Genomic DNA, 12,474 nt, shown 5'->3' with positions numbered 1-12,474 from the left:
AGAATAACTTCTTATGCCCACGAAGCGCAAGACCGCGCAAGCATAAGATCGCTGTTCTTCCAAATGCGTCGATTGACGCGATAAATCCTACCAGCGGTAATGGGCGAACGCTTTGTTCGCTTCCGCCATTTTGTGAGTGTCTTCACGCTTCTTCACGGAAGCGCCGGTGTTGTTGGCGGCATCCATAATTTCAGCGGCCAATCTTTCTTCCATCGTCTTCTCGCCGCGAAGTCTGGAATAGTTCACCAACCAACGAAGACCAAGCGTAGTACGGCGTTCCGGTCTAACTTCGATAGGCACTTGGTAGTTTGCTCCACCTACACGGCGCGCTTTAACTTCAAGTACCGGCATGATGTTCTTGATAGCTTGCTCGAACACTTCCATCGGTTCTTTACCTGTACGTTCCTGAATCAACGAGAACGCGTTGTAAAGGATGGTTTGAGCAACCCCTCTTTTTCCGTCAATCATAATGCGGTTGATTAGACGAGTAACCAACTTGCTGTTATAGATAGGATCTGGCAATACATCTCTACGAGTAACTGGACCTTTACGAGGCATAGTTATCCCCCTTTCTTAACGAATTGATGCTAAAAGCTTACTGTTTCTTTTCTTTAGGACGTTTTGCACCGTATTTGGATCTTGCTTGTTTACGGTTGTTCACGCCGGATGTATCCAAAGCGCCGCGCACGATATGGTAACGAACCCCCGGCAAATCTTTTACCCTTCCGCCACGGATCAACACAACGCTGTGCTCTTGCAGGTTGTGACCGATACCTGGGATGTATGCTGTTACTTCAATACGGTTAGTAAGACGCACACGAGCGTATTTACGAAGAGCGGAGTTCGGTTTTTTTGGTGTCATGGTACCCACACGAGTACATACACCGCGTTTTTGAGGAGCGCTCAAATCGGTTTGCTCTCTTTTCAAAGCGTTGAAACCTCTCTGAAGAGCTGGCGATTTGGACTTCTCCACCTTGGCTTGGCGTCCTTTACGAACTAGCTGATTAATTGTTGGCATGATGCCACCTCCTTCCCAAAGTAAAAAATGTTGAGTCTTTTTTAAGCCCACAGATCCAGGCGAGTCATAAATGAGCATAGATAATGTTCTTGCCTGATAGACAAAAACATTATCGAAACGTTATTTAAAATAACTGCTTATCATTCATTCATAACTGCGGCCATGGCAGCACCGACTTCAATCCCGCAGGCCTTTCCAAGCTGTTTCATGGAATCTACGTAAGTGACCTTAACCCCCATCTTCTTGCAGAGGTTGACCATCCTTATAGTAATCCGCGGATCTGCATCTTTGGCAACATAAACCTCGCGGGCTCTTCCGAGCTCAACCGTTCTCATTGCTTGTTTCGTGCCGATACTAAGATTCGACGCCTGTGTCACTTTTTCATAAGACATTGGTTCAACATCCTCCAAAGTACAGGTGAATATCCACATTGGCACACTTTGATATATTAGCATTTCAACAATGCCATGTCAAGAAAAGTTGCCTGTCCTCAGAAAGATTTCAGAGTGATATGTTCTGAGGACAGGCGACTGATTAGATCAGGTGAAACCTTACAGAGTTATTCCACTGTCACCGGTTCTTTTGGCGCGTCCTCATCCATTGACAATTCCTCTGCCGGCTCGGTCAGACGAATATTGCGGTAACGCGTCATACCGGTTCCTGCCGGAATCAGCTTACCTATGATGACATTCTCTTTAAGGCCCAGCAGCTGGTCGACCTTGCCTTTGATAGCCGCATCGGTCAATACTCTTGTAGTCTCTTGGAAGGAAGCCGCGGACAAGAAGGAATCGGTCTCCAGGGACGCCTTGGTTATACCAAGCAGGATCGGCCTTGCAACCGCAGGCTCGGCACCCGCAAACAGCGCCTCCTTGTTGCCTTCCTCATATTCATGGATATCAACAAAGGAACCGGGCAACAGTGTGGTATCCCCTGCATCAACGATACGTATTTTGCGCAGCATCTGACGGATCATCACTTCAATATGCTTATCGTTGATTTCTACCCCTTGGTTACGATAAACGCGTTGAACTTCCTGCAGAATATAGTTCTGCACTCCGCGGATTCCTTTAATGCGCAGCATTTCCTTCGGATCGATGGAACCTTCGGTCAACTCGTCTCCGGCATCGATCTGCTGGCCGACGGAAACCCTGATCCTCGATCCGTACGTTACGGCATACACCTTGGTATCCGCTTCGCCCACAACTTCGATTTCACGGCGGTCCTTAGCTTCGCGAATTTCTTTAACCGTACCGTCGATCTCTGTGATGATCGCTTGGCCTTTAGGATTACGCGCTTCGAAAAGCTCCTGAATACGCGGCAAACCTTGAGTAATATCGTCTCCGGCAACACCGCCGGTGTGGAACGTACGCATCGTCAGCTGCGTTCCAGGCTCACCGATGGATTGAGCTGCAATAATTCCCACAGCTTCACCGATCTCAACGTGCTGACCAGTCGCAAGATTGCGTCCGTAGCATTTCTTACATACGCCGTGGCGTGAACGGCAACTGAGCACCGAACGAATCTGAAGCTTCTCGATTCCAGCCGCGATAATCGCATCGGCGATATGGGACTCGATCAATCCATTGCGGTTAACAATAATTTCCTTGGTCTCAGGATGCCTGATCGTTTCAAAAGAATATCTTCCTTCAATACGGTCGTACAGATCTTCGATAACCTCTTTGCCGTCCTGGATTTTGCCGACGACAAAGCCTTTATCGGTTCCGCAATCTTCATCGCGGACGATCACGTCCTGGGCGACGTCAACCAGTCGGCGGGTCAGATAACCGGAGTCCGCCGTACGCAGCGCCGTATCCGCCAAACCTTTACGCGCGCCATGCGTGGAAATAAAGTATTCCAGAACCGTCAAGCCCTCACGAAAGTTGGACTTAATCGGCAGCTCAATGATTTTACCCGATGGATTGGCCATCAGTCCGCGCATTCCGCCCAGCTGTGTAATCTGCGATTTGTTACCGCGCGCTTTGGATTCCACCATCATGTTGATGGAGTTGAACTTATCCAGCGATTTCATCAGGATATCCGTGATTTGATCTTTGGCGTTACTCCAGATGGCGATAACGCGGTCATAACGCTCTTCATCGGTAATCAAACCGCGGCGGTACTGGTTGGTGACCGTTTTTACTTTTTCCTCGGATTCTTTCAGGATTTCATTCTTTTCCTTAGGAACGATTACGTCTGCAACGGCAACCGTAATCCCTGCTTTGGTGGAATAAGTGAAACCGAGCTGCTTGATCCGGTCAAGAATGATGGAGGTTTGGGTCGTGTGGTATTTACGGAAGCACTCCGCAATAATTGTACCCAAATACTCTTTACCAACCGCAATTTTACTTGGAATCCCCATAATCCGGCCGGCTACGTCCTCACCTTTATCAAAAATAAAGTATTCGTCCGGAGTACCGTTAAGCAGGTTCGTTTTTGTTGCTTCATTGATATATGGCAAATCTTCAGGGAAGATTTCGTTGAAAATGATTTTGCCGATGGTAGTCACCAGCATAGCTTCCTGCTGTCTTGCAGTAAAGCTCGTTTTGTTCAGCGCCTTCGCCGGAATGGCTACCCTGGCATGAAGAGCGCCATTTCCGCTTTGGTACAGCGATACGGCTTCGTGAACGGAACGGACAACCGTGCCGGATCCTTTGGCTTGCGCGTTATCCATGGTCAGATAGAAGCTTCCAAGGACCATATCCTGAGACGGCGTGACAACAGGCTTTCCGTCTTTAGGATTGAGGATATTGCCCGATGCCAGCATCAGAACGCGCGCTTCCGCCTGAGCTTCGGCAGACAATGGAACGTGGACCGCCATTTGGTCACCGTCAAAGTCTGCGTTATATGCGGTACATACGAGCGGATGCAGCTTGATTGCACGGCCTTCCACCAGGATCGGCTCAAACGCCTGAATCCCCAGTCTGTGAAGTGTAGGGGCACGGTTCAGCAGAACCGGATGCTCTTTGATCACTTCTTCGAGAACGTCCCAAACTTCCGGGCTTACGCGCTCTACTTTACGCTTGGCGCTCTTGATGTTGTGGGCAAGGCCTTTGTTTACCAGCTCTTTCATGACAAACGGTTTGAACAACTCTAATGCCATCTCTTTCGGAAGACCGCACTGGTACATCTTCAAGCTCGGCCCTACTACGATAACCGAACGTCCGGAATAGTCGACGCGCTTACCCAACAGGTTCTGGCGGAAACGTCCTTGCTTTCCTTTCAGCATATGGCTCAAGGATTTCAAAGGACGGTTGCCGGGGCCAGTGACCGGGCGTCCGCGGCGTCCGTTGTCGATTAATGCGTCAACCGCTTCCTGAAGCATACGCTTCTCGTTCTGGACGATAATGTCCGGAGCGCCGAGGTCAAGCAGTCTCTTCAAACGGTTGTTGCGGTTAATGACACGGCGGTACAGATCGTTCAAGTCGGAAGTGGCGAAACGTCCGCCGTCCAATTGAACCATCGGACGAAGCTCCGGCGGAATGACCGGAAGTACGTCCAGCACCATCCAATCCGGTTTATTCTTGGAATTCCTGAAGGCCTCCATCACCTCAAGGCGTTTGATCGCACGGTTGCGTCGCTGTCCCTGGGCGGTCTTCAGCTCTTCCTTCAGCATATCGACTTCCTTCTCGATGTCGATATCCTGCAGAAGCTTCTTCACGGCTTCCGCACCCATGCCGGCCTGGAAAGCATAGCCGTATTTCTCGCGGTAGCTTCGGTATTCCTTCTCGGAAAGCAGCTGCTTCTTCTCCAAAGGAGTATCCCCCGGATCGGTGACCACGTAGGATGCAAAATAGATGATTTCCTCAAGGGATCTTGGGGACATATCCAACGCGAGACCCATGCGGCTCGGGATTCCTTTAAAGTACCAAATATGGGAAACGGGAGCGGCCAGCTCGATATGGCCCATCCGCTCGCGGCGAACTTTTTGACGGGTCACTTCAACCCCGCAGCGGTCGCAAACGACGCCCTTATAGCGGACGCGCTTATATTTGCCGCAGTGGCATTCCCAGTCCTTAGTCGGTCCAAAAATTTTCTCGCAAAAAAGACCTTCTTTTTCCGGCTTTAAAGTACGATAGTTGATTGTCTCCGGCTTCTTGACTTCCCCACGGGACCAAGAGCGGATTTTATCCGGTGATGCCAGACCGATTTTCATATACTCGAAATTGTTAACGTCGATCAAGGAGCAACCCTCCTTAAGAATGTGCTAGTATGTTCCAAGGCAACTGCAATCATTTCCGGACAACTTCTTCCTTACTCGACTCCCATTTCTGCGCCTTCCAGGTTCAGGTTCAACTTGTCGCTGGTCGCATCGTCTTCGTCGTCAAGCTCTTTCATCTCTATCTCTTCCTCATTGCCGGACAGGATTTTGACGTCCATGCCCAAGCTTTGAAGCTCTTTGATCAAAACTTTGAACGATTCAGGCACACCGGGCTCCGGCACATTCTCGCCTTTTACAATCGATTCGTATGTTTTTACGCGTCCGACAACATCGTCAGATTTGACAGTCAGAATCTCCTGCAGCGTATAAGCGGCGCCGTAGGCTTCAAGAGCCCAAACCTCCATCTCACCGAAGCGCTGTCCGCCGAATTGAGCTTTACCGCCCAATGGCTGCTGGGTAACCAGAGAGTAAGGTCCGGTGGAACGGGCGTGGATCTTGTCGTCGACCATGTGGGCCAATTTGATCATGTGCATGACGCCAACGGTCACTTCACGTTCGAACGGCTCACCGGTACGTCCGTCGTACAGCATGGTTTTACCATTGCGCTGCATGCCGGCTTCTTCCATCGTGTCGAACACATCATACTCATGAGCACCGTCAAATACCGGTGTGGCTGCGTGAATACCGAGCCTCAAGGAAGCCATGCCCAAGTGGACCTCAAGCACCTGCCCGATGTTCATACGGGACGGTACCCCCAGAGGGTTTAATACTACCTGGACCGGTGTACCGTCAGGCATGTAAGGCATATCCTCTTCAGGGAGGATTCGAGCGACAACCCCTTTGTTGCCGTGGCGTCCCGCCATTTTATCCCCTTCGGAGATCTTGCGTTTCTGTGCGATATACACGCGTACAAGCTGATTCACGCCCGGAGGCAGTTCATCGCCGTTCTCGCGGGTAAATACTTTCACGTCCACAACAATTCCATCGGTACCATGCGGTACGCGCAGGGAAGTGTCTCTTACTTCACGGGCTTTTTCACCGAAAATCGCATGCAGCAATCTTTCCTCGGCGGTCAGCTCCGTTACCCCTTTCGGAGTTACCTTGCCGACCAGAATGTCTCCTGCGGCAATCTCAGCACCGACACGAATAATTCCTCTCTCGTCGAGATTCTTCAACGCGTCTTCCCCTACATTCGGGATGTCACGCGTAATCTCTTCCGGTCCGAGCTTCGTATCCCTCGCTTCCGACTCGTATTCTTCAATGTGAATCGAAGTATACACGTCTTCCTTGACCAGCTTCTCGCTAAGCAGGATAGCGTCCTCGTAGTTGTAGCCCTCCCAAGTCATGAAGGCAACGACAACATTGCGTCCCAATGCCAGCTCGCCCTGCTCGGTGGACGGTCCGTCCGCGAGAATATCTCCAACTTTCACCTGTTCGCCTTTAAAAGTAATCGGACGCTGGTTGATGCATGTCCCTTGGTTGGAGCGCATAAACTTGTGCAGCTTGTGCTTGATCAGGTTGCCGTCCACCAGATTGCCGTCGATCGTCTTCTGCTCACGCACCCATATTTCATTAGCTGTTACGCGTTCCACAACGCCATCCACCTTGGATACAATACATACCCCGGAGTCCTTGGCGGTCTTGTGTTCCATTCCTGTGCCGACAAGAGGCGCCTTCGGAATCAACAGCGGCACCGCCTGGCGTTGCATGTTCGATCCCATTAACGCCCGGTTGGAGTCGTCATTCTCCAGGAACGGTATGAGAGCCGTCGCTACGGATACAACCTGTTTGGGAGAAACGTCCATATAGTCGACGCGGTCAATCGGAAGAGTCAGGATATCGTCTTTATAACGAACGATTTCGCTTTCTCTCTCGAATTTGTTGTCTGCTGTCAATGGCGCATTCGCCTGCGCGACAACATAGTTGTCTTCCTCGTCCGCCGTCAAGTAAGAGATTTTATCCGTCACCACGCCTGTCTTGGGGTCTACCCAACGGTAAGGTGCTTCAATAAACCCGTACTCGTTGATTCTTGCAAAAGTGGACAAAGAGTTGATCAACCCGATGTTCGGGCCCTCAGGCGTTTCAATAGGGCACATACGGCCATAGTGAGAGTGATGCACGTCGCGGACTTCGAAGCCGGCGCGCTCTCTCGTCAAACCGCCGGGTCCCAAAGCGGAAAGACGGCGTTTATGCGTCAGTTCGGCCAAAGGATTCGTCTGGTCCATGAATTGGGACAACTGCGAGCTTCCGAAGAACTCTTTGATCGACGCGATCACGGGACGGATGTTAATCAACGCCTGCGGCGTGATCACATTCGCATCCTGGATGGACATCCGTTCACGGACGACACGCTCCATCCGGGACAATCCGATCCGGAACTGGTTCTGCAGCAGCTCTCCCACGGAACGCAGACGACGGTTGCCCAGATGGTCGATATCGTCCGTGTTTCCGATTCCATGCAGCAGATTGATAAAATAGTTAATGGAGGAAATAATATCAGCCGGGGTAATATTCTTCACGGTCTTATCGATAAAACCGTTCGAAATCACCTTAACGATCTTCCCATCTTCAATCGGCGAATACACATTCACGCATTGAAGCGGGATTTCGTCAGTCTCCATCACGCCGCCTGTGATGCGGTACGATTTCAAGTTCACGCCATCCTCCAGATGCGGCAGGATTTCGTCCAGCAAACGGCGATCCAGCAGTTGGCCCGCTTCGGCTATAATCTCGCCCGTGCCGGCATCCACCAAAGTTTCAGCCAGCCTCTGGTTGAACAAGCGGTTCTTGATATGAAGCTTTTTGTTGATTTTATATCTTCCGACGTTCGCCAAATCATAACGCTTGGGGTCGAAGAAACGAGCGACAAGCAAGCTTCTGGCGTTATCCAGAGTAGGCGGCTCGCCCGGACGAAGACGCTCATAGATTTCTATGAGAGCTTTATCCGTCGAATCGGTGTTGTCTTTATCCAGAGTGTTGCGAATATACTCATTATCGCCGAGCAGCTCCAGAATTTCCGCATCCGTACCGAAACCAAGCGCCCTGAGAAGCACGGTTACCGGAATCTTACGGGTACGGTCGATACGAACATATATAATATCTTTGGCATCAGTTTCAAGCTCCAACCAAGCGCCCCGGTTCGGAATCACTGTAGCCGTGTAAGTTTTTTTACCGTTCTTGTCGACTTTTGTGCTAAAATAGACGCTAGGTGAGCGAACAAGCTGACTGACGATAACCCGTTCTGCACCATTGATTATAAAAGTTCCCGTCTCCGTCATAAGCGGGAAATCGCCCATAAATACTTCCTGCTCTTTGACTTCCCCAGTCTCTTTGTTGATGAGACGTACCTTCACACGCAGCGGAGCGGCATATGTGACGTCGCGTTCCTTGGATTCATCGACCGAATATTTAGGCTCGCCTAAACTGTAATCGATAAATTCAAGCACCAGATTGCCTGTGAAATCCTGGATTGGAGAGATATCCTGGAACATCTCGCGCAAGCCTTCGTCCAGAAACCACTGGTACGATTTTTGTTGGATTTCGATCAGGTTCGGGATCTCCAGCACCTCATTAATCCGTGCATAAGTTCTGCGTTTCCGTCGACCAAACTGAACAAGATGACCCGCCAACTTTTATTCACCCCTTAATGTCTACTAAATTACCGCTAAACCTATAAAGCAAGAAAAACTTCCTTGGAAGTTTCACTCGGTTATATCGGCGGGTTCAGCGATAAATTGTTGTGATGAGAGACTAACAAGGTTGATTCTGTTCAATCAGCCTGTTATAAATACATATAAGCATTAAAAGACAGACCTCATGTAATTTCCACATTCTTCATTCTCTAATTGTAGATTTGCCTAAAATTTAAACATTATACGTTTCATGTTAAAATATTATTCATTTCTACACATGTTTTCGAGAAGAAAAATCTGCTTGACATTTTAGTCAAGTAAAGACATAAAGCCTATCTTAATACTGACATTTTATAATGATATCACATCACAAGTTAAATGTCAATTTTTTTCTTAAATGATTATTGTTTCTTCGCTTGCAAAATTCTATACCCTTTGTCCTTGCACACCTCGGTTACTTCCCCGTACAATTCCTCAAGTTTAGCGTATGCCGACGGCGCTCCCTGCTTCTTCTGGATGACTATCCACAGAGATCCGCCTGATGACAGGCAATCCCTCGCTTGGCTGAAAATCGAATGCACCGTTTCTTTACCCGCACGAATGGGAGGATTCGATACAATTACATCGAAAGCTTCCATGCGCACCGCTTCGAGCAAGTCGCTCTGCAGTATCCGCACATTGGAGATGCCGTTCATTTTAGCGTTGTTTTGAGCCAGTTCAACCGCTCTTTCGTTGATATCAACCATCGTAACGACGGACTGGGGATCCGAAGCAGCAATCGCTAAACCGATAGGGCCGTAGCCGCAGCCTACGTCAAGCACCTTCGCGCCGTTTCCAATCTCCAGATTGGAGATGAGCAGCTTGCTTCCGTAATCCACCTCCATCTTGGAAAAAACACCGGCATCGGTGCTAAATAACAGCTTTCTTCCCCTCAGCGTCTCCTCAATCTTATGAATATCATGCTTAACGGTCGGCCGTTTGGAATAGTAATGCTCTGACATGATGGTCCCTCCATCAGACTCGAAATGCAAAGAACCCCCTGAAGTGTACAACTTCAAGGGGAACTAACCATTTATTACTTCACTTCAACAGATGCTCCAGCGTCAGTAAGCTTGGTTTTGATAGCTTCAGCGTCTTCTTTGGAGACTTTTTCTTTGATCGGCTTCGGTGCGCCGTCAACAAGGTCTTTCGCTTCTTTCAAGCCAAGGCCTGTGATTTCGCGAACCACTTTAATTACGTTGATTTTGGATCCTCCAGCGGCAGTCAGAATTACGTCGAACTCTGTTTGCTCTTCAACTTCCGCTGCTGCTCCGCCGCCTGCTGCTACAGCTACAGGAGCTGCTGCCGTTACTCCGAATTCTTCTTCAATTGCTTTAACCAGATCGTTCAGTTCAAGAACGGTCATCCCTTTGATTGCTTCCAAGATTTGCTCTTTAGACATGGTTGAACCTCCATTAATTTTTGTTTTAGTAAGGATACAAGATCCTGTCAGATTCGTAATTGATTAAACTTCTTGAGCCGCTCCGCCTTCTTGCTTGTCAGCCACCGCTTTAACTGCAAGAGCGAAGTTGCGCATAGGCGCTTGAAGCACGCTGAGCAACATGGACAACAGACCTTCTCTGGACGGCAGATCCGCCAAAGCTTTAATCTGGGCCATATCTACGACTTTCCCTTCAACTACACCCGCTTTAACTTTGAGAGCTTCGTTCTTCTTGGCGAACTCAGTCAAAACTTTCGCAGCTGCAACCACATCATTCTTGGAAAATGCAACTGCTGTCGGGCCGGTCAAGTGAGCATCCAGCTCAGTCAATTCGGTTTCCGCAGTCGCGCGGCGAACCAAAGTATTCTTGAGAACCTGGAATTCAACACCCGCTTCACGGAGTCTCTTGCGCAGCTCGGTTACTTGAGCCACATTCAATCCGCGGTAATCCGCAACGATAGTGGAAGCACTGTCACGAAGCTTGCTTGCAACGTCGGATACCACTTGTTGCTTTTCCTGAAGTACTTTTTCGTTTGCCATTTTGTACACCTCCTAAGAGCTTTTATCGAGCATTCTTTATCACATCAAATACTGAGCGTACAGACCTGGTTGATTGCAATAAAAAATGCCTTCATAGACACTACGAAGGCATGTTGATTCCGATACTCTTGGAAAAGAGTCATCTATATATCACAACACCTCGGTAGGAAATTAAGCTGTTGGAGCAGCACCTACTGTCTACGGTCAGCATATTCGTTTGTTAAAGACCTTAAGTAGATTATCACGGCTGCCGACAAAAGTCAACATCCGATGATTGTCTTATCTGAAGGCTTGCACGTTGATCTTGGCGCTTGGTCCCATTGTAGAGGATACCGCGATGTTCTTCAGGTATACACCTTTAGCAGAAGCAGGCTTCGCTCTTACAAGGGCGTCGATTAACGCTTTGAAGTTCTCGTTCAATTTCTCAGCGTCGAAGGAAACTTTACCGATCGGCGCATGAATTTGACCCGCTTTGTCCAGGCGATATTCGATTTTACCGGCTTTGATCTCTTGTACGGCTTTGGTTACATCAAACGTAACGGTTCCCGCTTTAGGGTTCGGCATCAAACCTTTACCCCCGAGTATACGACCCAACTTACCGACTTCGCTCATCATGTCAGGTGTCGCTACACAGACATCGAAATCAAACCAGCCTTGTTGGATTTTGTTAATCATATCTTGATCGCCTACGTAATCCGCTCCGGCCGCTTCAGCTTCTTTCGCTTTGTCGCCTTTTGCGAATACGAGGACACGCTTGGTCTTACCGGTACCATGAGGAAGCACAACTACCCCACGAACTGCCTGGTCTTGCTTCCTGGGATCCACTCCCAGACGCACTGCCACTTCGACCGTCTCGTCGAATTTCGCAGTCGCCGCTTTCTTCACGAGCTCAATCGCTTCTTTAGACTCGTATTGAGCTTCAACATCGATCAATTTTGCAGCTTCAATGAATTTTTTGCCATGGTTAGCCATTATGCTACTCCTCCTTTGTGGTGTTAACGGATAATCCTCCCACTGACGGGCGTGATTGCTCAAGCCCCGCTTGCACGGATTTCTCTGAAATTAGTCAACGATAGTAATACCCATGCTGCGTGCTGTACCTTCAACCATCAGCATAGCCGCTTCGACGGATGCTGCGTTCAGGTCGGGCATTTTTTGCTCAGCGATTTCACGGACTTGCGCACGCTTCACTGTAGCGACTTTCTTCTTGTTCGGTTCGCCGGATCCTTTTTCGATCTTAGCCGCCACTTTCAGCAATACTGCTGCCGGAGGGGTTTTGGTAACGAATGTAAAGGAACGGTCTTCGAAAACTGTAATCTCGACAGGAATGATCAGTCCCGCCTGATCCGCAGTTCTAGCGTTGAATTCTTTACAGAATGCCATGATGTTGACACCCGCTTGACCCAATGCCGGACCTACCGGAGGTGCTGGATTCGCCTTGCCTGCAGGAATTTGCAGTTTTACCATTTTGATAACCTTTTTAGCCATTGTGGACACCTCCTTGCTCAAAGTCTGATAGAGGGAGAGCCTCCCACTGTCGAAAGGTCTATCCGCTGTGAATAGACCTGGAAAGAAACCTATAATCAGACAAAAAGATCACCTTAGAGGAACCATTCTGCCGACACCGGAAAATCCGCAGGATTTC

The 12,474-nt window shown here is 49.2% G+C and carries 10 protein-coding genes and 1 other annotated feature; all 10 genes read right to left on the bottom strand.

Annotated elements, in window-relative coordinates:
* Positions 1-87 precede the first annotated feature (87 nt).
* Positions 88-558 carry a 30S ribosomal protein S7 gene (gene rpsG, locus ACZ5N7_RS15580; protein ID WP_464655449.1) on the bottom strand — a complete coding sequence of 157 codons (471 nt, stop codon included), beginning with the start codon at positions 556-558 and terminating at the stop codon, positions 88-90.
* A gap of 37 nt (positions 559-595) precedes the next feature.
* Positions 596-1,018 carry a 30S ribosomal protein S12 gene (gene rpsL, locus ACZ5N7_RS15575; RefSeq protein ID WP_464655448.1) on the bottom strand — a complete coding sequence of 141 codons (423 nt, stop codon included), beginning with the start codon at positions 1,016-1,018 and terminating at the stop codon, positions 596-598.
* 140 nt (positions 1,019-1,158) lie between these two features.
* A complete protein-coding gene (locus ACZ5N7_RS15570) occupies positions 1,159-1,410 on the bottom strand; it encodes a 50S ribosomal protein L7ae-like protein (RefSeq protein WP_464655446.1) in 252 nt (83 codons plus the stop codon).
* Between the two features lie 167 nt (positions 1,411-1,577).
* Entirely contained in the window at positions 1,578-5,171 is a 3,594-nt protein-coding gene (gene rpoC / locus ACZ5N7_RS15565) for a DNA-directed RNA polymerase subunit beta' (RefSeq protein ID WP_464659308.1), read from the bottom strand.
* 98 nt (positions 5,172-5,269) lie between these two features.
* Positions 5,270-8,806 carry a DNA-directed RNA polymerase subunit beta gene (gene rpoB, locus ACZ5N7_RS15560; protein ID WP_464655444.1) on the bottom strand — a complete coding sequence of 1,179 codons (3,537 nt, stop codon included), beginning with the start codon at positions 8,804-8,806 and terminating at the stop codon, positions 5,270-5,272.
* A 404-nt stretch (positions 8,807-9,210) separates the two neighbouring features.
* Positions 9,211-9,810: a class I SAM-dependent methyltransferase gene (locus ACZ5N7_RS15555; protein ID WP_464655443.1), complete on the bottom strand. Its 600-nt coding sequence runs from the start codon at positions 9,808-9,810 to the stop codon at positions 9,211-9,213.
* A 74-nt stretch (positions 9,811-9,884) separates the two neighbouring features.
* Entirely contained in the window at positions 9,885-10,250 is a 366-nt protein-coding gene (gene rplL / locus ACZ5N7_RS15550; RefSeq protein WP_464655441.1) for a 50S ribosomal protein L7/L12, read from the bottom strand.
* Positions 10,251-10,313: 63 nt separating this feature from the next.
* Entirely contained in the window at positions 10,314-10,829 is a 516-nt protein-coding gene (rplJ, locus tag ACZ5N7_RS15545; protein WP_464655440.1) for a 50S ribosomal protein L10, read from the bottom strand.
* Positions 10,830-10,901: 72 nt separating this feature from the next.
* Positions 10,902-11,051 (bottom strand) — a sequence feature (ribosomal protein L10 leader region).
* 57 nt (positions 11,052-11,108) lie between these two features.
* Entirely contained in the window at positions 11,109-11,801 is a 693-nt protein-coding gene (rplA, locus tag ACZ5N7_RS15540) for a 50S ribosomal protein L1 (protein WP_464655438.1), read from the bottom strand.
* 90 nt (positions 11,802-11,891) lie between these two features.
* Entirely contained in the window at positions 11,892-12,317 is a 426-nt protein-coding gene (rplK, locus tag ACZ5N7_RS15535) for a 50S ribosomal protein L11 (RefSeq protein WP_464655436.1), read from the bottom strand.
* Positions 12,318-12,474 lie beyond the last annotated feature (157 nt).

It is taken from the genome of Paenibacillus sp. JCM 18996 (assembly GCF_055392555.1).
Note: the sequence above shows the minus strand (reverse complement) of the source record. Positions and strands in the feature narration are given on the sequence as shown.